This is a genomic window from Psychromarinibacter sp. S121, assembly GCF_049801035.1.
Classification (GTDB): Bacteria; Pseudomonadota; Alphaproteobacteria; order Rhodobacterales; family Rhodobacteraceae; genus Psychromarinibacter.
In genome coordinates, this window is record NZ_JBNAGE010000002.1 from 170354 (window position 1) to 192083 (window position 21730).

The 21730-nt window shown below is 63.7% G+C and carries 22 protein-coding genes; 10 read left to right on the forward strand and 12 right to left on the reverse strand.

The window, feature by feature from the left end; genetic code table 11:
- Positions 1 to 9 precede the first annotated feature (9 nt).
- Complete coding sequence (locus ACP156_RS09150) at positions 10 to 2265, reverse strand: NADP-dependent malic enzyme (RefSeq protein ID WP_425051008.1); 2256 nt, start codon at positions 2263 to 2265, stop codon at positions 10 to 12.
- Between the two features lie 156 nt (positions 2266 to 2421).
- On the opposite strand from ACP156_RS09150, the gene mutS reads away from it, so the two are divergent.
- Positions 2422 to 5046 (forward strand): DNA mismatch repair protein MutS, encoded by a 2625-nt coding sequence (gene mutS, locus ACP156_RS09155; protein WP_425051891.1) that lies wholly within the window; start codon positions 2422 to 2424, stop codon positions 5044 to 5046.
- A 60-nt stretch (positions 5047 to 5106) separates the two neighbouring features.
- Here mutS and ACP156_RS09160 read toward each other — a convergent pair whose 3' ends face one another.
- Together ACP156_RS09160 and hrcA are read right to left on the reverse strand one after the other, a co-directional pair.
- Positions 5107 to 5673 carry a nucleotide exchange factor GrpE gene (locus tag ACP156_RS09160; RefSeq protein WP_425051009.1) on the reverse strand — a complete coding sequence of 189 codons (567 nt, stop codon included), beginning with the start codon at positions 5671 to 5673 and terminating at the stop codon, positions 5107 to 5109.
- Positions 5674 to 5683: 10 nt separating this feature from the next.
- Positions 5684 to 6748 (reverse strand): heat-inducible transcriptional repressor HrcA, encoded by a 1065-nt coding sequence (hrcA, locus tag ACP156_RS09165; RefSeq protein ID WP_425051892.1) that lies wholly within the window; start codon positions 6746 to 6748, stop codon positions 5684 to 5686.
- A gap of 118 nt (positions 6749 to 6866) precedes the next feature.
- Between hrcA and rph the strand changes: the two genes are divergently transcribed.
- From rph to hemW, 3 genes are read left to right on the forward strand one after another with little or no spacing between them, the layout of a single operon-like run.
- Positions 6867 to 7577 carry a ribonuclease PH gene (rph, locus tag ACP156_RS09170; RefSeq protein ID WP_425051010.1) on the forward strand — a complete coding sequence of 237 codons (711 nt, stop codon included), beginning with the start codon at positions 6867 to 6869 and terminating at the stop codon, positions 7575 to 7577.
- Positions 7577 to 8185, forward strand: coding sequence for an RdgB/HAM1 family non-canonical purine NTP pyrophosphatase (gene rdgB / locus ACP156_RS09175; protein WP_425051011.1), 609 nt, complete (start codon positions 7577 to 7579; stop codon positions 8183 to 8185). Before rph ends, rdgB begins: the two co-directional genes overlap by 1 nt.
- Positions 8178 to 9326, forward strand: coding sequence for a radical SAM family heme chaperone HemW (gene hemW / locus ACP156_RS09180; protein ID WP_425051012.1), 1149 nt, complete (start codon positions 8178 to 8180; stop codon positions 9324 to 9326). The genes rdgB and hemW overlap by 8 nt, the downstream gene beginning before the upstream one ends.
- A 66-nt stretch (positions 9327 to 9392) precedes the next feature.
- Here the strand turns inward: hemW and ACP156_RS09185 are convergent, their stop codons facing one another.
- The 7 genes from ACP156_RS09185 to hemJ all read right to left on the reverse strand — a co-directional run bounded on the left by ACP156_RS09185 (position 9393) and on the right by hemJ (position 16787).
- Complete coding sequence (locus ACP156_RS09185) at positions 9393 to 10286, reverse strand: ParB/RepB/Spo0J family partition protein (protein ID WP_425051013.1); 894 nt, start codon at positions 10284 to 10286, stop codon at positions 9393 to 9395.
- Between the two features lie 11 nt (positions 10287 to 10297).
- Entirely contained in the window at positions 10298 to 11107 is an 810-nt protein-coding gene (locus tag ACP156_RS09190; protein WP_425051014.1) for a ParA family protein, read from the reverse strand.
- Entirely contained in the window at positions 11100 to 11726 is a 627-nt protein-coding gene (rsmG, locus tag ACP156_RS09195) for a 16S rRNA (guanine(527)-N(7))-methyltransferase RsmG (RefSeq protein WP_425051015.1), read from the reverse strand. Before rsmG ends, ACP156_RS09190 begins: the two co-directional genes overlap by 8 nt.
- A complete protein-coding gene (gene mnmG / locus ACP156_RS09200; RefSeq protein WP_425051016.1) occupies positions 11723 to 13600 on the reverse strand; it encodes a tRNA uridine-5-carboxymethylaminomethyl(34) synthesis enzyme MnmG in 1878 nt (625 codons plus the stop codon). Before mnmG ends, rsmG begins: the two co-directional genes overlap by 4 nt.
- A 3-nt stretch (positions 13601 to 13603) precedes the next feature.
- Positions 13604 to 14881: a tRNA uridine-5-carboxymethylaminomethyl(34) synthesis GTPase MnmE gene (mnmE, locus tag ACP156_RS09205; protein ID WP_425051017.1), complete on the reverse strand. Its 1278-nt coding sequence runs from the start codon at positions 14879 to 14881 to the stop codon at positions 13604 to 13606.
- A gap of 31 nt (positions 14882 to 14912) precedes the next feature.
- The gene (gene rho, locus ACP156_RS09210) at positions 14913 to 16184 is read right to left on the reverse strand and encodes a transcription termination factor Rho (RefSeq protein ID WP_425051018.1); all 1272 of its coding nucleotides are present in this window, start codon (positions 16182 to 16184) and stop codon (positions 14913 to 14915) included.
- Between the two features lie 150 nt (positions 16185 to 16334).
- Positions 16335 to 16787, reverse strand: coding sequence for a protoporphyrinogen oxidase HemJ (gene hemJ, locus ACP156_RS09215; RefSeq protein ID WP_425051019.1), 453 nt, complete (start codon positions 16785 to 16787; stop codon positions 16335 to 16337).
- Positions 16788 to 17196: 409 nt separating this feature from the next.
- On the opposite strand from hemJ, the gene ACP156_RS09220 reads away from it, so the two are divergent.
- From ACP156_RS09220 to ACP156_RS09245, 6 genes are all read left to right on the forward strand, one after another.
- Positions 17197 to 17796, forward strand: a complete 600-nt coding sequence (locus tag ACP156_RS09220; RefSeq protein WP_425051020.1) for a Maf family protein — start codon at positions 17197 to 17199, stop codon at positions 17794 to 17796.
- Positions 17793 to 18629: a shikimate dehydrogenase gene (locus ACP156_RS09225; protein ID WP_425051021.1), complete on the forward strand. Its 837-nt coding sequence runs from the start codon at positions 17793 to 17795 to the stop codon at positions 18627 to 18629. The genes ACP156_RS09220 and ACP156_RS09225 overlap by 4 nt, the downstream gene beginning before the upstream one ends.
- Positions 18626 to 19219: a dephospho-CoA kinase gene (coaE, locus tag ACP156_RS09230; protein WP_425051022.1), complete on the forward strand. Its 594-nt coding sequence runs from the start codon at positions 18626 to 18628 to the stop codon at positions 19217 to 19219. The genes ACP156_RS09225 and coaE overlap by 4 nt, the downstream gene beginning before the upstream one ends.
- The gene (gene dnaQ / locus ACP156_RS09235) at positions 19212 to 19907 is read left to right on the forward strand and encodes a DNA polymerase III subunit epsilon (protein WP_425051023.1); all 696 of its coding nucleotides are present in this window, start codon (positions 19212 to 19214) and stop codon (positions 19905 to 19907) included. Before coaE ends, dnaQ begins: the two co-directional genes overlap by 8 nt.
- A gap of 68 nt (positions 19908 to 19975) precedes the next feature.
- Positions 19976 to 20227, forward strand: coding sequence for a type II toxin-antitoxin system ParD family antitoxin (locus tag ACP156_RS09240; RefSeq protein WP_425051024.1), 252 nt, complete (start codon positions 19976 to 19978; stop codon positions 20225 to 20227).
- Positions 20208 to 20519, forward strand: coding sequence for a type II toxin-antitoxin system RelE/ParE family toxin (locus tag ACP156_RS09245; protein ID WP_425051025.1), 312 nt, complete (start codon positions 20208 to 20210; stop codon positions 20517 to 20519). The genes ACP156_RS09240 and ACP156_RS09245 overlap by 20 nt, the downstream gene beginning before the upstream one ends.
- Before the next feature lie 67 nt (positions 20520 to 20586).
- Here the strand turns inward: ACP156_RS09245 and secB are convergent, their stop codons facing one another.
- Entirely contained in the window at positions 20587 to 21123 is a 537-nt protein-coding gene (secB, locus tag ACP156_RS09250; RefSeq protein ID WP_425051026.1) for a protein-export chaperone SecB, read from the reverse strand.
- A 62-nt stretch (positions 21124 to 21185) separates the two neighbouring features.
- Positions 21186 to 21680: an FxsA family protein gene (locus ACP156_RS09255; RefSeq protein ID WP_425051027.1), complete on the reverse strand. Its 495-nt coding sequence runs from the start codon at positions 21678 to 21680 to the stop codon at positions 21186 to 21188.
- Between the last annotated feature and the right edge of the window lie 50 nt (positions 21681 to 21730).

The following is a 21730-nucleotide window of genomic DNA, read 5'->3' on the forward strand; positions in this document are numbered from 1 at the left end:
GGCCAAGACCTACCCGACCTCTGCGGCCGCGAAGATCGCCATGTTCAGGATGTCGTTCACGGTCGATTGCGTCTGGCAGATCTGGATCGGCCGCCCGACACCCGCAAGGATCGGCCCGATCACGGTGGCGCCCGCCATTTCCTGCATCAGTTTCACAGAGATCGAAGCCGAGTGCCGCGCCGGAACGACAAGGATGTTCGCCGGACCGGTCAGCCGCTGGAACGGATAATTCGCCTGCGCGCGGGTGTTCAAAGCCACGTCGACGGTCATCTCGCCCTCGTACTCGAAGTCCACGCCACGGCGATCCAGAACCTCGGCCGCGATGTGCATCTTCTCGGCCCGCTCGGACACAGGATAACCGAAGGTCGAGAAGCTGACGAAGGCAACCCGCGGTTCCAGCCCCAACCCCCGCGCAACGGCGGCGGCACGTTCGGCGATGGTGGCAAGGTCTTCCTCGTCCGGCCATTCATGCACTAGCGTATCCGCGATGAACACGATCCGCCCGCGATGCAAAAGAGCCGTGACGCCAACCGCGTCGTCGCTGTCGGACACGTCGAAAACGTGGTTGATCAGCTGCAACACATGCGCAGACTTCCGCGTCGCCCCGGTGATCATCCCGTCGGCGTGGCCATGCGCCACCATAAGCGAGGCGAACACGTGACGGTCGCGCGCGGCAAGCCGGTGAATATCCTGCTGGTCCATGCCCTTGCGCTGAAGCCGCTTGTACAGGAATTCCTTGTACGCCTCGAGATGCTGGGTATTCGCCGCGTTGACCACGCGGATTTCACGCACCGCGTCGCCCAGCCCCTCGGCCTCTAGCTTCTCCTTCACGTCGGATTCGCGCCCGACCACCAGCGCCCGGCCAAAGCCGTTCCGCTGATAGGCGACGGCGGCGCGCAGCACGCGCGGGTCGTCGCCCTCGGCAAACACCATCGTCGCCTGCGCCGCGCGGGCGCGGGTGTTGATGCCGTTCAGGATCGAAGCGGTCGGATCCATCCGTTCCAGCAAGGTCTGCCGGTACGCTTCGAGATCCGCGATCTCTTTCCGCGCCACGCCGGTCTTCATCCCCGCTTCGGCCACCGCCGGCGGCACCACGTGGATCAGGCGCGGATCGAACGGCGTCGGGATGATATAGTCTCGCCCGAAGTTCAGCCGCCGCCCGTAGGCCAGCGCCACCTCGTCCGGCACCTCCATCCGCGCAAGTTCGGCCAAAGCCTGCGCGCAGGCGATCTTCATCTCGTCGTTGATCGCGCGGGCATGGACGTCCAGCGCACCGCGGAACAGGTACGGGAAGCCCAGCACGTTGTTCACCTGGTTCGGATAGTCCGACCGACCGGTCGCGACGATGGCGTCGGGCCGCACCTCGTGCGCCTCTTCCGGCGTGATCTCGGGGTCGGGGTTGGCCATCGCGAAGATGACCGGCTTGTCCGCCATCCCCTGCACCATCTCCTGAGTCACCGCGCCCTTGGCAGAGACGCCAAGGAACACGTCCGCCCCCACCATCGCCTCTTCCAGCGTGCGCAGCTTGGTGGCGACCGCATGCGCCGACTTCCACTGGTTCATCCCCTCGGTCCGGCCTTGGTAGATGACGCCCTTGGTGTCGCACATCACGCAATTCTCGTGCCGCGCGCCCATGCTTTTCAACAGCTCAAGACAGGCGATCCCCGCCGCCCCCGCGCCGTTCAGCACGATCTTCACGTCTTCGATCTTTTTGCCGCTGAGATGCAGCGCGTTGATCAGACCCGCCGCGCAGATCACCGCCGTGCCGTGCTGGTCGTCGTGGAACACGGGGATATCGCATTCCTCCTTCAACCGCTGCTCGATGATGAAACACTCGGGCGCCTTGATGTCCTCAAGGTTGATGCCCCCGAAAGTCGGGGCCATCAGCTTCACCGCGTTGCAGAAGGCGTCGACGTCCTCGGTGTCCAGCTCGATGTCGATCGAGTTCACGTCGGCGAAACGCTTGAACAGCACCGCCTTGCCTTCCATCACCGGCTTCGACGCCAGCGCGCCAAGGTTGCCCAGCCCCAGAACCGCCGTCCCGTTCGAGATTACGGCGACCATGTTGCCCTTGGCGGTGTATTCATAGGCGGTGCCCGGATCCTCGGCGATCACTTCGCAGGGAACGGCAACGCCCGGCGAATACGCCAGCGACAGGTCGCGCTGGGTGGCCATCGGCACCGTGGCATGGATCGCCAGCTTGCCCGGCGTGGGCTCAAGGTGAAACGTAAGCGCATCCTGCCGCGTATGCTTCTGCATCGCCATCGGGCATCTCCTCCATCTGCGGACCTTCGTGTTAGCGCCCTACACCGCGCCACTCAACAGAAGATCGAATTGCGGCTGCCGGGGCCTGTTTGTAAGGTCCGCCAAAGCTCGACCCGGGGGACAGACGTGACCGCAGCACCAGCCGCGATGACGCCGATGATGGCGCAGTATCTCGACATCAAGGGCCAGTATCCGGATGCGCTGCTGTTCTACCGGATGGGTGACTTTTACGAGATGTTCTTCGAGGACGCCGCGAACGCGGCCTCGGCGCTGGACATCGCGCTGACCAAGCGCGGCAAGCATCAGGGCGACGACATTCCCATGTGCGGCGTGCCGGTCCACGCGGCCGAAGGCTATCTGCTGACGCTGATCCGAAAGGGCTTTCGGGTGGCCGTCTGCGAACAGCTGGAAGACCCGGCCGAGGCGAAGAAACGCGGCTCTAAATCAGTGGTAAAGCGCGATGTGGTGCGCCTTGTCACCCCCGGCACCCTGACCGAAGAGTCGCTGCTGGAAGCCCGCCGCCACAACTTCCTTGCGGCCTTTGCCGAGGTTCGCGACGAAGGCGCGCTGGCGTGGGTCGACATCTCGACCGGCGCCTTCCGCGTCATGCCGTGTTCGCGCGCGCGCCTGTCGCCAGAACTCGCCCGCATCTCTCCGCGCGAGGTGGTGATGTCAGAGTCCACCGAACTGGAACTCGCCGGCCTCGTCGCGGACCTCGGCGGCGTCTCGACCCCGCTGTCGCGCGCCAGTTTCGACAGCACCGGGGGCGAGAAGCGCTTGCTGTCGTTGTTCGGCGTCGGCTCGCTTGACGCGTATGGCAGCTTCACCCGCGCCGAGACCGCCGCGATGGGCGCCATCGTCGACTATCTCGACATCACGCAGAAAGGAAACCTGCCGCTGCTGCGCCCGCCGGTCCGCGAGGCCGCCAGCCAGTCCGTGCAGATCGACGCCGCCACGCGCCGCAACCTTGAACTGACGCATTCCCTGTCGGGCGGACGCGACGGCTCGCTGCTCAGCGCCATCGACCGCACCGTGACCTCGGGCGGCGCGCGACTTCTGGAACGGCGCCTGTCCAGCCCGTCCCGTGTGCTCGACACGATCCGCGCCCGCCATCAGGCGGTCGCCGCGCTTGCCGACAACACCCGGCTTGCCGACGCCCTGCGCGACGACCTGCGCAAGTTCCCGGACCTCGACCGTGCGCTGTCGCGTCTTGCCCTCGACCGCGCCGGACCACGCGATCTGGCCGCGATCCGCAATGCGCTGACACAGGCCATCGCGGTGGCCGAAAAACTGGCGGGTCACGACCTGCCGACCCTTCTGACCGACGCGTCCGGCGACCTGCTGGGTCATGACGAACTGCTCGACCTGCTGGATCAGGCGCTGGTCGCCGAACCCCCGCTTCTGGTCCGCGACGGCGGCTTCATCGCGGAAGGCTATGACGAGGACCTCGACGAGGCCCGCACCCTGCGCGACGAAGGGCGCGGCGTCATCGCCGCGATGCAGGCGGAATACGCGAAAGACACCGGCATCTCGTCGCTGAAGGTTAAGCACAACAACGTGCTGGGCTACTTCATCGAATGCACCGCGACCCACGCCGAAAAGATGCTGAACCCGCCGCTGTCGGAACGGTTCATCCACCGCCAGACCACCGCCAACGCCGTGCGTTTCACGACGGTCGAGCTCAGCGAGATGGAAACCAAGATCCTGAACGCATCGGGCCGCGCCGGAGAGATCGAAAAACGTCTCTACGAAGGGCTTCGGTCCCGCATTCTCGACGTCTCCGCCCACCTTGGCACCCTTGCGCGTGCCGTCTCTGAAATAGACCTTGCCGCCGCGCTCGCCGACCTTGCAAGGGCCGAGGACTGGTGCCGCCCCACCGTCGACGACAGCCGCGCCTTCGCCATCGAGGGCGGCCGCCACCCGGTCGTGGAACGCGCCCTGCGCGCGCAGGGCGGCGCGCCCTTCATCGCCAACGACTGCGACCTGTCCGGCGGCGAGGATCAAAGCGCGGTCTGGTTGCTGACCGGCCCCAACATGGCCGGTAAGTCGACCTTCCTGCGCCAGAACGCGCTGATCGCCCTGCTGGCGCAGATGGGCAGCTATGTCCCCGCACGGTCGGCCCACATCGGCCTTGTGTCGCAACTGTTCAGCCGCGTCGGCGCGTCGGACGATCTTGCCCGGGGCCGGTCCACCTTCATGGTCGAGATGGTCGAGACCGCCGCCATCCTGAACCAGGCCGACGACCGCGCGCTTGTGATCCTCGACGAGATCGGGCGCGGCACCGCCACGTATGACGGCCTGTCCATCGCGTGGGCCACGCTGGAACACCTGCACGATGTGAACCGCTGCCGCGCCCTGTTCGCGACCCACTACCACGAACTCACGCAACTCGCCGACCGCCTGTCCGGCGTCGAGAACGCGACGGTCGCGGTCAAGGAATGGGACGGCGAGGTGATCTTCCTGCACGAAGTCCGTCGCGGCGCCGCCGACCGCAGCTATGGCGTACAGGTCGCCCGCCTTGCCGGCCTTCCCGCCAGCGTCGTCGACCGCGCGCGCGATGTGCTGTCGCAACTCGAGGAAGGCGCGCGCGAGGGAAAGTCCGGATCGAAGATGCTGCTCGACGATCTGCCGCTGTTCTCTGCAGCGCCGCCGCCGCCGGCTCCGAAGCCACAAGGCCCTTCGCCGGTCGAAGAAAAGCTCGCCGGAATTCATCCCGACGAGCTCACGCCCCGCGAGGCGCTGGATCTTCTTTACGACCTGAAGGCCCTGGGTAAACCCTAAGCCCTTCTTCGGACTACAAATATCCCGGGGGGAGGCCGCAGGCCGGGGGGCAGAGCCCCCTTACGACGCCGGGGTCGAGGACACGCCCACCTGCGCAGGGCGCAGCAGACGGTCGTGGATCATGAACCCAACCTGGCTGACCTGGATGATCTCGCCCTGCTTGGTACCCGGCACCGGGGCCTCGAACATCGCCTGGTGATGCTGCGGGTCGAACTTGTCGCCCACCTGCGGTTCCACGATCTCGATGCCGTGCTTCTTGAACACGTTAAGCAGCTCGCGCATCGTCAGCTCGATGCCCTCGATCAGCGCCTTCTTGCCCTCGCGCACTTCCTCGTCCGCCGCTTCCAGCGCACGCGCAAGGTTGTCGTAGACGGGCAGCATGTCGCGGGCCAGCTTCGACCCGCCATAGTTCTCGGCCTCGCGCCGGTCGCGGTCCGCACGCTTGCGCATGTTCTCGGCGTCCGCCAGCGCCCGCATGAAACGGTCGCGCATGTCGTCGCGTTCGGCGCGAAGCTGTTCCACCTCGTCGGCCGCCGCCAGTTCGGCTTCCGTAGGCTCTTCCGCCGCCAGCTCTTCCAGCGTGCTCAGGTCGATATCCGGCATTTCGTCACGCTTCTGCTCTGCCATCTCAATCCTCTCAGCCTCGGTCGGAGATCAGTCGTCCGACAAGTTGCGCCGTGTAGTCCACGATCGGCACGATACGTCCATAGTTCAGTCGCGTCGGCCCGATGACACCCACGGCGCCGATGATCTTTCGGTCAGCGTTCATATAAGGAGAGACCACCAAAGAGGAACCCGAAAGTGAGAAAAGCTTGTTCTCCGAACCGATAAAAATGCGCACACCCTCGCCTTCGTCGGTCAGTTCCAGGAACTCGGCGATATCGCGCTTGCGTTCCAGATCGTCGAACAGGTTCCGGATCCGCTCCAGGTCTTCGGCCTCGCTCTCCAGCCCCAGCAGATTCGCCCGGCCCCGCACGATCAGCCGCTCATAGCGGTCGCCTTCGTTTTCCCAGATCGCGGCGCCGGTCTCGACGAATTCGCGCGCAAGGTCGTTCAGCTCTTGCCGCCGCTTCTTCACCTCGGCCTCGAACCGCTCGCGCAGTTCCGACACCGTGCGCCCCTCGGCGATGGCGTTCAGGAAATTCGCCGCCTCCCGAAGCGAGGACGGTGTCTGCCCCATCGGCGGATTGAACACGCGGTTTTCCACGTGACCGTCGGCGAAGACCAACACCACCAGCGCCCGGTCCGGCGACAGCGACACGAACTCGACATGCTTGATCGGCGCCTCGTGCTTCGGCGCCAGCACAAGGCTCGCCCCCGCCGTGAGCCCCGAAAGCGCAGAGCCCACGCGATCCAGCATCGACCCCACGTCGCGGCGGTTGTTGCCCAGCGTTGCGTCGATCTTCTCGCGGTCCCCCGCGTCCAGTTCGGTGACCTCCAGAAGACCGTCCACGAACATCCGCAGCCCCTGCTGCGTCGGAATGCGCCCCGCCGACACATGCGGGCTGTCCAGCAGCCCAAGATATTCGAGATCCTGCATAACGTTGCGGATCGTCGCCGCCGACACCTTTTCGGACATTGTCCGGGTCAGGGTGCGCGACCCTACCGGCTCGCCGCTTTCAAGGTAGCCTTCGACAACCCGCCGGAAAACCTCGCGGCTCCGGTCGTTCAACTCTGTCAGGATTTTCGATGTGTCCGTCATCTCGGTCATCTGCGAAAGCCCTCGGTATTAAAAGGCATAGGCCGCCAGCGTCAATCATGCTTGCGTCCCGCCTTGGGGCGCAGGTAAGCATCCGGCAACCGGATAGGAAGGACCCCGAATGCGACCCTCTGGCCGCGCGCTCGATCAGATGCGCGAGATCTCCATCGAAACCGATTTCACCCGCCACGCCGAAGGCTCCTGCCTGATCAAGTGCGGCGAGACCCACGTTCTGTGCACCGCCTCGCTGGAAGAGCGCGTGCCCCCGTTCCTGAAGAACACCGGGCTGGGCTGGGTCACCGCCGAATACGGCATGCTGCCCCGCGCCACCAACACCCGGATGCGCCGCGAGGCGAAGAACGGCCAGTCGGGCCGCACCCAGGAAATCCAGCGCCTGATCGGCCGTGCCCTGCGCGCCGGCGTCGACCGCGTGGCGCTGGGCGAGCGCCAGATCACCATCGACTGCGACGTGATCCAGGCCGACGGCGGCACCCGCTGCGCCTCGATCACCGGCGGCTGGATCGCGCTGCGGCTTGCGGTCAACAAGCTGATGAAGGCCGGGGACATCATCACCGATCCTCTGGTCGACCCCATCGCCGCGGTGTCATGCGGTGTCTACGCAGGGCAACCGGTGCTGGATCTCGACTATCCCGAGGACAGCGAAGCAGGCGTTGACGGCAACTTCGTCCTCACTGGCTCGGGCCGTCTGGTCGAGGTTCAGATGTCCGCCGAGGGCGCGACCTTCTCGATGGACGAGATGAACGAACTGCTTGGCCTCGCCCAGAAAGGCGTCGGTGAACTGGTCGCGGCGCAGAAGGCCGCGGTGTCCTGATGCGGCGCTTCGACGGCGACAAGCTGGTGATCGCCTCGCACAACGCGGGCAAGATCCGCGAGATCCGGGCGCTGTTGGAGCCCTTCGGCGTGTCGGTGGCTTCTGCCGCCGACTACGGCCTCGAAGAACCCGCCGAGACCGAGGATACCTTCGCCGGCAACGCCCGCATCAAGGCGCATTTCGCCGCCAAGGGCACCGGCCTTCCGGCGCTTAGCGACGACAGCGGGATCACCGTGGACGCGCTGGGCGGCCAGCCCGGCGTCTACACCGCCGATTGGGCCGAAACCCCGAACGGGCGCGACTTTCCGATGGCGATGACGAAGGTCTGGACCATGCTGGAAGAACGCGACGCCGAGACGCCGCGCACCGCCGCGTTCAACTGCACCCTCTGCCTTGCATGGCCCGATGGCCACGACGAGATCTTCGAGGGCAAGGTCGCCGGTCAGGTCGTCTGGCCCATGCGCGGCAGCGAAGGCTTCGGGTTCGATCCGATCTTCCTGCCCGATGGCGAGACCGAAACCTTCGGCGAGATGGACCCGCAGAAGAAACACGGAATGTCGCACCGCGCCGACGCTTTCGCGAAACTGGTCGCGGGCTGCTTTGCCTGAAAACTGGCAGGCGGGCGGCTTCGGCCTGTACGTTCACTGGCCCTTCTGCCAGTCGAAATGCCCCTACTGCGACTTCAACTCTCACGTCGCCGAGCACATTGATCAGGCCCGGTGGCGTGACGCCTACCTGACCGACCTTGCCCGCTCTGCCGCTGAAACACCCGACCGCGTGGTGTCGACGGTGTTCTTCGGTGGCGGCACCCCCAGCCTGATGGACCCGGAAACGGTCGACGCGATCCTCGATGCGGTGGGCCGGCACTGGACGCTCGCCAACGATCTCGAGGTTACGCTGGAAGCCAACCCCGGTTCGGTGGAAGCGGGCCGGTTTGCGGGCTACCGCGATGCCGGGGTGAACCGTGTGTCGATGGGCGTGCAGGCGCTGAACGATGCGGACCTGAAGGCGCTTGGCCGCCTGCATTCCGTGGCCGAGGCCCGCGCCGCCTTCGACATCGCCCGCAATACCTTCGACCGCGTCAGTTTCGACCTGATCTACGCCCGCCAGAACCAGACTCTCGGCGCCTGGCGCGCCGAACTGACCCAGGCGCTGTCGATGGCGCTCGATCACCTGTCGCTGTACCAACTGACCATCGAGGACGGCACCGCCTTCGGCGCCCGGCACCAGCGCGGATTGCTGCGCGGCCTGCCTGACGACGACAGCGCCGCCGATATGTACTTCGCCACGCAGGAGATCGCCGAAGCCCACGGGCTTCCGGCCTACGAGATCTCGAACCACGCCCGCCCCGGCGCCGAATCCCGGCACAACAAGATCTATTGGCAATCCGGCGACTGGATCGGCCTTGGCCCCGGCGCGCATGGGCGGCTGAGCCTTGACGGCACGCGGATCGCGACGGACACGCCGCTTGCCCCCGGCAAATGGCTGGACCTGGTGGAAACGAAAGGCAGTGGCGAACAGTCCCGCACGCCCGTCCCACCTGAAGAACAGGCCACGGAATACCTCATGATGGGGTTAAGGCTTTCAGAAGGTATAGATCTGGTACGGTACGCAGAAATCGGCGGCACTCTGCCCGATCTGTCGAACCTCATCGACCTTGGTCTGATCGAGACAAGCGGCGATACACTCCGCGTCACGCGCGAAGGCCGGCCCCTGCTCAACGCAATCCTGCGAGAGCTAATACTCTAGCTTCTTTGGTCAAAAAAAATCCCGGGGGAAAGCCCGAAGGGCTTGGGGGCAGAGCCCCCTGCCCGCTCAGCGTCCGCGCGACAGCACCTGACAAAGTTCGTCCAGTTCCTCAAGCGTCGCATATTCGATGGTCACGCGTCCGGCCTCGCCGCCCGGCTTGTGGTCGATCCGCGTCTTCATCCCGATCGCTGCCGACAGGTCCGATTCCAGCGCCCGTGTGTCGGCATCCTTCTCGGACACCGACGGCGCGCTTTGCCGCTTCGGCGCGGGAGGCTCCGAAGCCTTCTTAACCAGCCGCTCGGTCTCGCGGACAGACAGCCCCTTCGACACGACCTGCCGCGCCAGTTCCAACGGGTTCTCGGTGGTGATCAGCGCCCGCGCGTGACCGGCGGACAGCGTACCGTCCGACAGCATGTCCTGCACTTCGATCGGCAGGTTCAGCAGGCGCATCGAGTTCGCGATATGGCTGCGGCTTTTCCCCAGCGCCTCGGCGATCTTTTCCTGCGTATGACCGAACCGCTCCATCAGCTGCCGATAGCCCGCGGCTTCTTCCACGGGATCCAGATCGGCACGCTGGATGTTCTCGATAATCGCGACTTCCAGCACCTCGGTGTCGTTGTACTGGCGCACGATGGCCGGAACCTCGTGCAGCCGCGCGATCTGCGAGGCGCGCCAGCGGCGTTCACCGGCGACGATCTCGTACATGCCATCCTCGACGGCACGCAGGATCAGCGGCTGGATCACACCGCGCTCCTCGATGGACTTCGCCAGCTCGTGCAGCTGTTCCTCGGTGAACTTGCGACGCGGCTGGTCGGGGTTGGGGCGGATCTGTTCGATCGGGATCATCCGCTCGGCGGCAGGCGCCTTCGCGTTTCCGTCCGCCGTGGCCGTCGTCGCGGGCACGTCCGCCATCAGCGCCGACAGCCCGCGTCCCAGACCTCTCGGTTTTTTCTCTGCCATGACGTTGCCCCTTATTTCGCGACGGCCTGATGCCGGGATACCAGTTCTTGTGCCAGCGCGCGATAGGCTTGGCTGCCTTTCGAGCTTGGATCGTACTCCAGAACTGGAATTGCGAAGGACGGCGCCTCGCTGACGCGGACGTTCCGAGGCACCACGGTGTCGAACACCAACTCGCCCAGGTTCGACCGCGCGTCGTTCTCGACCTGCTGCGACAGGTTGTTGCGCCCGTCGTACATGGTCAGCACAACGCCCTCGATCCGCAGGTTCGGGTTTGCCGAGCCTCGGACTTCGCGGATCGTCAGCATCAATTGAGACAGGCCTTCCAACGCGAAGAACTCTGACTGAAGCGGCACAAGCACCGAATGCGCCGCGACCATCGCGTTGACGGTCAGCAGGCTTAGCGACGGCGGGCAGTCGATCAGGATGTAATCCAGGTTATAGCGGTCAATCGCGGGCTGTCTCAGCGCATCGTGCAGCAAGAAGGAACGCTTTTCATTCGCGACCATCTCGATATCCGCCGAACTTAGATCGGTGGTCGCCGGCGCAATCCAAAGCCCATCTATGTCGGTCTTCAGGATCACATCCTCAAGATCGGAATCTTCCAGCAGCAGATCGTAGGTCGTATGCGTCCGCTCGTCGGGTTCGATCCCCAGTCCGGTCGAGGCGTTGCCCTGCGGATCAAGGTCGACCAGCAGGACGTTGTATCCGTCATCGACCAGCGCGGCGCCAAGGTTGATGGCTGTGGTGGTCTTGCCAACGCCGCCTTTTTGGTTGGCGATGGCGATAATTTTGGGGGTCTTCGGGCGAATGGCGTCAAGCACGCGAGATGTCTCCGACAACGAGAATCGCAGATCCGGGATGGGTGGGGCTCGGCCTGTTGTCGACCGAGAACCGGAAGGTTTCAAGCGCTTCGTCGACCTCTTGCCGCCAGCTTTCCCCTTTCAGGAATACGCCGCGTCCTTCGGGCGACAGGTGGCGTTCGCAATGGGCCAGAAGAAGCTTCAGCGGCGACAGCGCGCGGGCCGAAAGAAAGTCCGCGTTCTGCGGTGGCGTGTCCTCGATCCGGCGGGACAGAACGCCAAGCGGGATCTGCAACTGCGTTGCCAGCGTGCGCAGAAACGATGCCTTGCGGACGTCGGACTCGATGCAGGTAACCTGAAGGTCAGGCGCAAGTTCAGCGGCAAGGATCGCGACCACGGCTCCGGGGAAGCCTCCGCCGCTGCCCATGTCGACCCAGCGGCCGGATTTGGGGTTGGCAGCGGTGAACGCAGCGGCTGAATCTAGGAAATGGCGGTCCCACACGTCATCCAGCGTGGATTTTGCCACCAGATTGATCGTCGGGTTCCATTTGCGGATCAGCTCGGCATAAGCGCCCAGCCGATCCAATGTTTCACGTGAAACATCCACATGCGCCAGAAGCGCCGCTTCCTCGCTGCTCATGCCGATTTCTTACGATCTGCCTGCCGCAGCTTAGCAAGAAGCAAGGTCAAGGCGGCCGGGGTCATTCCCTCAACGCGGCCAGCTTGCGCGATTGTCTCCGGTCGAACGCGCTGAAGCTTTGCCGAAAGCTCGTTGGACAGGCCTTGCAGCCCTTCATACCGGAAATCATCGGGAATCCGCGTTTCCTCGTCCCGGCGCATTGCCTGAACGTCCTGCGCCTGCCGAGCGACGTAGTTGGCGTAAAGCGCATCGCGAGCGATCTGTTCGCGGATATCAGGGGTAATCGCATACACCCCCTCGCTTAGCCCATCAAGCTGATCGAAGGTGATATCGGGGAAGGCCAGCAGTTCGAACCCGTTTCGGCGACGGCCATCCTGACCGACCGGCATCCCATGCTCTGCCGCCTCGCGCGGTGAAAGCGAAAGAGCTTCCAGCGCCGCCCTGCCCGCTTGCAACGCGTCGCGCTTTTCCTCGAACGCCACACGGCGGGTTTCGCCAACACAGCCGACCTCTACGCCCAAAGGCGTCAGGCGCTGATCCGCGTTGTCCGCCCGCAGAGAAAGACGGAACTCGGCCCGCGACGTGAACATGCGGTACGGCTCTGACACGCCACGCGTTACCAGATCGTCGATCATCACTCCAATATACGAGCGATCCCGCGTGAAGATCACCGGGTCTTCGCGGCGCACAGACCGCGCGGCATTCAGACCAGCGACAAGCCCTTGTGCGGCAGCCTCTTCATAGCCCGTTGTCCCGTTGATCTGCCCGGCAAGGAATAGCCCCGGCACGTCCATCAATTCCAGCGAGGACCGAAGCGCGCGGGGATCGACGTAGTCGTATTCGATGGCATAGCCCGGCTGCAGGATCATGACCTGCTCGAGCCCGGTGATCGAATGAACGTAGTCTTCCTGAACATCGACCGGTAGCGAGGTCGAGATTCCGTTCGGATAAACGGTCGGATCGTCCACGCCTTCGGGTTCAAGGAAGATCTGGTGCGAATCCTTGTCCGCGAAGCGCACGACCTTGTCTTCGATAGACGGGCAATAGCGCGGTCCCACGCCCTCGATATGGCCACCGTACATGGCGGACCGGTCGAGATTTGCGCGGATGACGTCGTGCGTGCGGGCATTGGTGTGGGTGATGCCACAGGATACCTGCGGCGCGACAAGCTCTTTCGACAGGAAAGAGAACATCACCGGATCGTCGTCGCCCGGTTGCGATTCAAGCCCGTCCCAGTTGATCGTCCGGCCGTCGAGGCGCGGCGGCGTGCCCGTTTTCAACCGCCCCAGCGGCAGGCCGAAGGAATCGATACGCTCCGCCAGCTTGACCGAGGGCTTGTCGCCCATCCGGCCACCAGGACGCGAGACGTCGCCGATGTGGATGACACCGCGCAGGAATGTGCCCGTTGTCAGGATAACCGCACCTGTCCGAAGCTCGGACCCATCGGCAAGTACAACACCGCAAACGCGACCGCCGTCCATCAATAGATCGGTCGCTTCGCCATACACGAGGTCAAGGTTCGGGGCTGCATCGACTGCGGTATGGATCGCGGCGCGGTACAGCTTGCGGTCTGCCTGCGCACGCGGGCCCTGCACCGCAGGACCCTTGCGGCGGTTCAGCAAGCGGAACTGGATGCCCGCCTGATCCGCAGCCCATCCCATCACACCGTCCATCGCGTCGATCTCTCTGACAAGGTGACCCTTGCCGAGACCGCCGATGGCCGGATTACAGGACATCACGCCGATCCCGTCGCGGGTCAGCGAGATCAGGACCGTACGCGCACCCATCCGGGCCGAGGCCAATGCAGCCTCGACACCAGCATGTCCGCCGCCGATCACGGCCACATCGAACTCAGAATGTTTCACGTGAAACACTCCTCACTTTCCCAGACAGAAACTCGCGAAGATTTCGTCGAGTATATGTTCAACATCAACACGTCCGACAAGGGCATCCAACGCCGCGATACCGCGCCGCAACGCCTCTGCCGCCAGTTCGGACCGCTCGATCCCATAGCGCAGCTCTTGCCCTGCAAGATCGATGAACCCGATGGCTTCCTTCAACGCAACCCGGTGCCGTTCGCGGATCGCGACCCCGACGCCAGAGGCCCGCTTTTCCAGTATCCCGGCGATTCGGTCAACCAGCGCATCGACCCCCTGCCCGGTCTTCCCGGAAACGTCGCCATCGCCAAGGTCGGCCTTGCCGGTCAGGACGATGTCTTCGGCTGCGACGTCAAGAAGCGGCGCTTCGTCGCGCGATGCCAGAAGGAAAACCCGCAGGTCGGCATGGGCCGCGCGCTTGCGGGCCAGTTCGATACCCAGCGTTTCGACCACATCGTCGCTGTCGCGCAAACCGGCAGTATCCAAGACCGTGACCGGAAGCCCCCGCAGGTCCATGCGAACCTCGATCACATCCCGCGTGGTTCCCGCGATCTCCGAGGTGATCGCGGCTTCGCGCCCGGCAAGACGGTTCAGAAGCGTCGACTTGCCCGCGTTCGCGGGACCGACGATGGCAACCTCGAACCCGTCGCGCACGCGTTCTGCGACTTCGGCGCCGGCAGCTTCGGCGGCCAGCTCGGCCCGGACGCCGGACAGAAGCCCGGCGACTTCGGGCGTCACATCTTCGGGCACCTCTTCGTCTGCGAAGTCGATGGTGGCTTCCAAAAGCGCGGCGGCGCGGATCAGACGGATCCGCCAGCTTTCGACCTTCTCGCCCAGCGCGCCCGAGAACACGCGCATCGCCTGAACGCGCTGCGCTTCTGTCTCGGCTTCGATCAGATCCCCAAGCCCTTCGACCTCGGCAAGGTCCAGTCGCTCGTTCTCCAGCGCGCGCCGGGTGAACTCTCCGGGGTCGGCCAGACGCAGTCCGATGTCGGACAGACGCCGCTGAACCGCGGCCACGATGGCCGGGCTTCCATGCAGGTGAAACTCGGCGACTGCCTCGCCGGTGAAGCTGCGCCCTTCGTCGAACACAAGCACCAGCGCCTGGTCGATCAGCGCGCCGTCGCCATCGCGCACAGGGCGCACCGAAGACACCCGCGCCTCAGGCACGCCGCCGCACAAATCCCGGACCGCGTCATGCGCACGCGGACCCGAGACCCGTATAACGGCAACGCCCGCTTTTCCGCGGGCGCTGGCAAGGGCATAGATCGTGTCCATTCGGATCAACTCATTGTTTTAGAACAACAAGTCAGGTGTTCATCGAGTCGAAGAACTCACCGTTGGTCTTGGTCTGCTTCAGCTTCGACAACAGGAACTCGATGGCGTCGGTCGTGCCCATCGGGTTCAGGATACGGCGCAGAACATAGGTCTTTTGCAGATCCTTGCTGTCGACCAGCAGATCCTCTTTCCGGGTGCCGGACTTGAGGATGTCCATCGCCGGGTAGACGCGTTTGTCGGCGACCTTGCGGTCCAGCACGATCTCAGAGTTACCCGTACCCTTGAATTCTTCGAAGATAACCTCGTCCATCCGCGAGCCGGTGTCGATCAGCGCGGTAGCGATGATGGTCAGCGAACCGCCTTCTTCGATGTTCCGCGCAGCGCCGAAGAAGCGCTTGGGGCGCTGCAGGGCGTTCGCGTCGACACCACCGGTCAGCACCTTGCCCGAGGACGGGACGACGGTGTTGAACGCGCGGCCCAGACGGGTGATCGAGTCCAGCAGGATGACGACGTCGCGCTTGTGCTCGACCAGGCGCTTGGCCTTTTCGATCACCATGTCCGACACGGCGACGTGACGGGTCGCGGGTTCGTCGAAGGTCGAGGAAATGACCTCGCCCTTCACGGACCGCTGCATGTCGGTGACTTCCTCGGGACGTTCGTCGATCAGCAGGACGATCAGGTAGCACTCGGGGTGGTTCGCCTCGATCGAGTGGGCGATGTTCTGCAGCAGAACGGTCTTACCGGTCCGCGGCGGCGCCACGATCAGCGAACGCTGGCCTTTCCCGATCGGCGCGACCAGATCGATGATACGCGCGGAGCGGTCCTTGATGGTGGGATCCTCGATCTCCATCTTCAGGCGCTCGTCGGGATACAGCGGGGTGAGGTTGTCGAAGGCGACCTTGTGGCGCGCCTTCTCGGGGTCTTCGAAGTTGATCGTCTCGCAGTTCGTAAGCGCGAAGTAGCGCTCGTTCTCGGACGGGCCGCGGATCACGCCGCTGACGGTATCGCCGGTCCGCAGCGAATACTGGCGGATCATGTCGGGCGAGACGTAGATGTCATCGGGACCGGGAAGATAGTTCGCTTCGGGCGAACGCAGGAAACCGAAGCCATCCTGCAGAACCTCCAGCACGCCGTCGCCACCGATTTCCCAGCCCTCTTCCGCCTGTTCGCGGAGGATCTGGAACATCATGTCGCCCTTGCGCATGGTCGAGGCGTTCTCGATCTCCAGCTCTTCCGCCATGGACAGCAGGTCCTTGGGGCTTTTCGCCTTGAGATCGGACAGGTTCAGTCGTTCAACATTCATCGGGATACATCCATAGGACCGGCCGGATGCGGCACGCGGTCATATTCGGGTCGGGAAACTCGGAACAGCCGGACGGCTGCGATGGCGGACAGATAAGGGTCCGCGTGCCACGAGTCAATCTGTCTTGGGTTGAAGCCCTTTCGTGCGCGGTCAGAAGCGCACGATGACCGAGAACACGATGACGATCATCAGAAGCGTCGGAACCTCGTTCATCATCCGGTATGTCCGGCCGGCGCGGGTGTTCGTCCCGTTCATGAAATCCTTGCGCCTGTATCCAAGCCAGTGATGGAACCAGGTCATCGCAAGAACCGAGGCCGCCTTGGTCCAGGGCCAGACGTCGCCCCAGTAGACGACACCCGGAGTGAACACGAGCATGAGGCCGAAGACCCACGTTGCGATCATCGCCGGGTTCATGATCGCTCTGAGCAAGCGACGTTCCATGACCTGGAACATCTCATCGGTTTGGCTTCCCTGCTCGACCTGTTCAACGTGGTAGACGTACAGCCTTGGCAGATAGAACAGCCCTGCCATCCATGCGATCACCGAGATCACATGCAGGCTTTTGGTCCATGGATAGAACGACGACAGGAAATCCTGGATCATGGGTGCATCCCTCTCCGCGATCCCCTCTCTCTTAAATAAATATATAAGAAAGAAAAGTTGATGGTTTTGTAGGGGCAGTGGACAATGTGGATTAACGATTTGTCCGGTGTCTTATCCCCTGCGGAGAACTTTCGGTCGTTCACTTTTCAACGACTGTGGATCATCAGAAAAATCATTTTTTATCAGATGTTTGAGAGAATCCTTCCGCCACGGAATTCTGTGGACAACCGCGCGTATAAATGTCGCAGATCAACGGTTTTCACAGCACGGGATCGTTAATTTTCCAGCCGGGATAATTGGTTGAGGAAAGTCGGAAGACTCGCGATCCATCCCGTGACAGGCTGTCATGGCCCTGTTACCCAGATGCCATCCCCTGAGCCACACAGGCTTCATCCACAGACTTGCCCTCATGACCCATCCCATCGTCCTTGCGTCGGGCTCCGAGATCCGCGCCGAACTGCTTCGCAACGCCGGTGTTCCATTCACCATCGACCCCGTCCGCGTGGATGAGGAGATGATCCGCGAAGGCATGTTGGCCGAAGGAGCGACCCCGCGCGAGATCGCGGATGCGCTGGCCGAAGCCAAGGCCCGTCGCGGCAGTGCGCGTCACCCCGGCGCGCTGGTGATCGGATGCGATCAGGTGCTGGATTTCGAAGGTACGGTGATTTCCAAGCCCGCGTCCGAGGACGAGGTGCGCGCCCAGCTTGCCGAGCTGAACGGCAAGCGCCACGCGCTGTTGTCGGCCGCGGTGATCTACCTTGATGGACAACCCCAGTGGCGCAACATCGGGACGGTGCGCATGCAGATGCGACAGTGTTCGGACGCGTGGCTTGATGACTATGTGTCGCGAAACTGGCACAGCATCCAGCATTCCGTGGGGGGATACAAACTCGAGGAAGAGGGCGCGCGGCTGTTCAATCGCGTCGAAGGCGATTATTTCAACGTTCTGGGACTGCCCCTTCTGGAACTGCTGGGGTATCTGACGCTCAGGGAGGCCCTGCCTGGATGACCGAACTTCCTAGAATTCCGCTGGCCGGTGTCATTGGCTCGCCGGTCGCTCACAGCCGCTCGCCGATGTTGCACGAACACTGGCTGCGCCGTTACGGGCTGGCGGGGCACTATGTGCCGATGGATATCGCCCATGCCGATCTGGCCGAGGCGATCCGCCTGTTGCCGCGACTTGGTTTCGTCGGTGTGAACGTGACGATCCCGCATAAAGAGCTGATGCTTTCGCTTGCCGATCTGGTGACCGACCGCGCGGCGCTGATCGGTGCGGCGAATACGCTGATCTTCCGGCAGGACGGCAAGATTCACGCCGACAACACCGACGGCTATGGTTTCATCGAGAACCTGCGCCAGAACGCGCCGCATTGGGTTCCGTCCAGCGGTCCGGCTGCCGTGATCGGGGCCGGCGGCGCGGCGCGCGCGGTCGTTGCTTCGCTGATCGAGGCTGGCGTGCCCGAGATCCGGCTGACCAACCGCTCTCGCTCGCGCGCGGATGCGTTGCGCAGCGATCTGGGCAACAAGATCACCGTGTATGAATGGGTGCAGGCCGGCAATATCCTTGAGGATGCCGTGACGGTGGTGAACACCACCTCGCTTGGCATGGTCGGCAAGCCCGAATTCCGGGTGCCGCTGGATGGCCTGTCGCCGAATGCCGTGGTCAACGATCTTGTCTACACGCCGCTTGAAACCGGCTTTCTGAGACAGGCCGCCGCGATGGGCTGCACCACGGTCGACGGGTTGGGGATGCTCTTGCATCAGGCCGCGCCCGCGTTCGAGCGGTTCTTCGGCGTGCGTCCGGTCGTTGACGAGGAACTGCGGCAGGCCGTTCTGGGGTGACCCGCCCCTTCATCATCGGCCTCACCGGCTCGATCGGCATGGGGAAATCCACCACGGCGAAGATGTTCGCGGACGAAGGCGTTCCGGTCTGGGATGCCGACGCTGCGGTTCATCGTCTGTATGCGGCGGGCGGCGCGGCGGTAGACCCGATCCGCGCCCTGCGGCCGCAGGCAATTGCCGACGGCGCGGTGGATCGCGGCGCGCTGAAGGACTGGATCGGCGAAGATCCCGGCGCGCTGAAACGGATCGAAGCTGTCGTGCATCCACTGGTCGCCGAGGATCGTGAACGATTCCTGCGGGAAACCGATGCGCCTGTCGTCCTGCTGGATATCCCTCTGCTGTTCGAGAACGGCGCGGCGGGCGTCGACACGACGGTCGTCGTCTCTGTTCCCGCGGAAATACAGCGCGAACGGGTGCTGGCGCGCGGCACAATGACCGAGCCGCAATTCGAGGCGATCCGCGCCAAGCAGATGCCCGACGCCGAAAAGCGGGCCCGTGCGGATTATGTGATCGAGACGCTGACCCTTGAAGAGGCGCGGGCTCAGGTGCAAACCTGCCTCGAAGATATCAGAAGGCGGGCCGATGCGTGAAATCGTGATGGATACGGAAACCACCGGGTTCGAGCCTGAATCCGGCGACCGCATCGTCGAAATCGGCGGCGTCGAGCTGTGGAACCACATGCCGACCGGCCGCACTTATCACCAGTATATCAACCCGGAACGCGACATGCCGGAAGAGGCGTTTCAGGTTCACGGGCTGTCGGAGGAATTCCTGTCCGACAAACCGAAGTTTGCCGAGATCGGCGACGCGTTCCTCGAGTTTGTCGGCGACGCGACGCTGGTGATCCACAACGCGACCTTCGACATGAAGTTCCTCAACGCCGAACTGCGGTGGATGGGTCGCCGGACCCTGCCCGACAGTCAGGCGCTGGACACGCTGGCCATCGCGCGGAAGAAATTCCCCGGCTCGCCCGCCTCGTTGGACGCCCTGTGCCGCCGGTTTGGCATCGACAACTCTGCCCGTACCCTGCACGGCGCGCTTCTCGACTCCGAAATCCTCGCCGACGTCTATCTTGAACTGATCGGCGGCCGTCAGCCCGGGCTGGTGCTGGACACATCCGCGACGTCAGGCAGCTCTGGCGGCGGCAGCGAATGGCGGCCCCGCCCGAGGCCAGAGCCCCTGCCCGCACGGATCCACGCGGACGAAGCCGAGGCCCACGCGAAATTCGTGGAAGCGCTGGGGCCGGAATGCGTGTGGGCGAAGTACGCGACGAAGTAAGGTCGCGTCGCCGCTACCTTGACAATCTTTGCCAATCTTTGCCAACATCGGTGGCGATGGAGGTGCCAATGGCAACGATGAACGTCTCTTTGCCCGGCTCTATGAAAGATTGGGTCGAAGGTCAGGCCCGAAGTGGCCGATACAGTAATGCCAGTGATTATGTACGCGATCTGATCCGCCGTGATCAGGATCGGCAGATGGCGGTCGCGGAATTGCAGAAACTTGTCGATGACGGTCTTGCAAGCGGGCCAGCGACAGAGTTCAGCATGGATACCTTCCTGACGCGTATGCGCAAAGAGCATGGCTCGGAAGACGGCTGATCGGTATCGTCTCTCGCCGGCGGCAGAGAATGACCTTGCCGGGATCTGGAGATATTCTGCTGAAACCTGGTCGGTTGATCAGGCCGATACCTATCTTCGCGACCTCGACAAGCGCTTGCATGACCTGTGCCGCAATCCGGAAGTCGCTCGCGAACGGACCGAAGTTTCCCCGGCGGTGCGGCTTTACCCCTACCGGTCCCACCTGATTATCTACCGGGTCGAAGGCGATTGGGTGTCAGTGCTTCGCGTGGTGCACAACCGGCGAAACTGGGAAGCGCTTCTGGGTGATTAGTGGGGGATGTCGAACAAAAAAAGGCGCGCCTGAAGGCGCGCCCTACGGTGTTCGGGTCATCCTGTGATCAGGAGGGTTTCTGTTCAGCGGCGGCGCCTGCGGCGGCTTGCTGCTGCATCCGCTGGGCGATTTGCTGGCGGTAGATCGCGACGAAGTCGACATTGTCGAGGTTCACCGGCGGGAAGCCACCGTCGCGGGTCATGTCGGACACGATGCGGCGCGCGAACGGGAACAGCATGCGCGGGCACTCGATCATCAGGAACGGGTGCATCTGTTCGTCCGGCACGTTCTCGATGTGGAACAGACCGGCATAGTCCAGTTCCATCACGAACAGCGTGTCATCGGTGCCCTCGTTCTTCGAGGTCACGGTGTACTTGGTGGTCACCTCGTACTGGCCGTCCGCCGGGCGGCGTTTGGCGTCCAGTCCGACCTGCACCGAGATCTGCGGCTTCACTTCGCCCGACAGACCCTTCTGCGAGAGGATGTTCTCGAACGACAGGTCGCGGATGAACTGGGCAAGGATCCGCATCTGCGGCGCCTTGGGCTGTGCTTGTGCGGCTTCGCCATTGGCGGCCGGCGTCTGTGTTTCGCCGTTCTCGGCCATGACTGTCTCCCCTCGGATCAAAAATCTGTTGGCATGCCATTTACCAGCAAGCCGTCAGGGCCTCAATGCCGAGTCCAGCCCGAGTCGCCCGGTTTGCCGCTGCCCTGAGGCGGAGTCACATCGGTATAATCGCCGTCGATGACGTTGCCGCGCGGGCCGGACGGGCCGGAACGATAGGTGGTGTGGGTCGTCCGCGTCTCGAAATGCTGAACCTTCACCCGCTTGCGGATGTAGTCGAAGACCACCGAACGCACGGCGGGCACCAGCAGAAGGAAACCCACGGCATCGGTGAAGAAACCCGGCGTCAGAAGCAGCGCGCCCGAGAACAGGATCATCGCGCCATGGGCCAGCGGCTCGGACGGATCATTGAGTTCATTGAACGATCGCTTGACGTTGGACAAAGCCAGCGCGCCCTGCTGGCGGACCAGCCAGGTGCCAAGGATCGCGGTCACCAGAACGATGGCCAGCGTCGGCCAAAGACCGATCAGACCGCCGACCTGAATGAACAGCGCGATCTCGATCAAGGGAACCGCGACGAAAAGCGCGAAAAGCCACATGATATCCTCGTGTAACGACTTCCTCCTGCGGTGGACTTGCCGACCACCAG

Bases quoted from the DNA above. Each gene is read 5' to 3' on its own strand.
- ACP156_RS09150 (WP_425051008.1), bottom strand. From the start codon at position 2,265: ATGGCGATGCAGAAGCATACGCGGCAGGATGCGCTTACGTTTCACCTT.
- mutS (WP_425051891.1), top strand. From the start codon at position 2,422: ATGATGGCGCAGTATCTCGACATCAAGGGCCAGTATCCGGATGCGCTG.
- ACP156_RS09160 (WP_425051009.1), bottom strand. From the start codon at position 5,673: ATGGCAGAGCAGAAGCGTGACGAAATGCCGGATATCGACCTGAGCACG.
- hrcA (WP_425051892.1), bottom strand. From the start codon at position 6,748: ATGACGGACACATCGAAAATCCTGACAGAGTTGAACGACCGGAGCCGC.
- rph (WP_425051010.1), top strand. From the start codon at position 6,867: ATGCGACCCTCTGGCCGCGCGCTCGATCAGATGCGCGAGATCTCCATC.
- rdgB (WP_425051011.1), top strand. From the start codon at position 7,577: ATGCGGCGCTTCGACGGCGACAAGCTGGTGATCGCCTCGCACAACGCG.
- ACP156_RS09185 (WP_425051013.1), bottom strand. From the start codon at position 10,286: ATGGCAGAGAAAAAACCGAGAGGTCTGGGACGCGGGCTGTCGGCGCTG.
- rsmG (WP_425051015.1), bottom strand. From the start codon at position 11,726: ATGAGCAGCGAGGAAGCGGCGCTTCTGGCGCATGTGGATGTTTCACGT.
- mnmE (WP_425051017.1), bottom strand. From the start codon at position 14,881: ATGGACACGATCTATGCCCTTGCCAGCGCCCGCGGAAAAGCGGGCGTT.
- rho (WP_425051018.1), bottom strand. From the start codon at position 16,184: ATGAATGTTGAACGACTGAACCTGTCCGATCTCAAGGCGAAAAGCCCC.
- hemJ (WP_425051019.1), bottom strand. From the start codon at position 16,787: ATGATCCAGGATTTCCTGTCGTCGTTCTATCCATGGACCAAAAGCCTG.
- ACP156_RS09220 (WP_425051020.1), top strand. From the start codon at position 17,197: ATGACCCATCCCATCGTCCTTGCGTCGGGCTCCGAGATCCGCGCCGAA.
- ACP156_RS09225 (WP_425051021.1), top strand. From the start codon at position 17,793: ATGACCGAACTTCCTAGAATTCCGCTGGCCGGTGTCATTGGCTCGCCG.
- dnaQ (WP_425051023.1), top strand. From the start codon at position 19,212: ATGCGTGAAATCGTGATGGATACGGAAACCACCGGGTTCGAGCCTGAA.
- ACP156_RS09240 (WP_425051024.1), top strand. From the start codon at position 19,976: ATGGCAACGATGAACGTCTCTTTGCCCGGCTCTATGAAAGATTGGGTC.
- ACP156_RS09245 (WP_425051025.1), top strand. From the start codon at position 20,208: ATGGCTCGGAAGACGGCTGATCGGTATCGTCTCTCGCCGGCGGCAGAG.
- secB (WP_425051026.1), bottom strand. From the start codon at position 21,123: ATGGCCGAGAACGGCGAAACACAGACGCCGGCCGCCAATGGCGAAGCC.
- ACP156_RS09255 (WP_425051027.1), bottom strand. From the start codon at position 21,680: ATGTGGCTTTTCGCGCTTTTCGTCGCGGTTCCCTTGATCGAGATCGCG.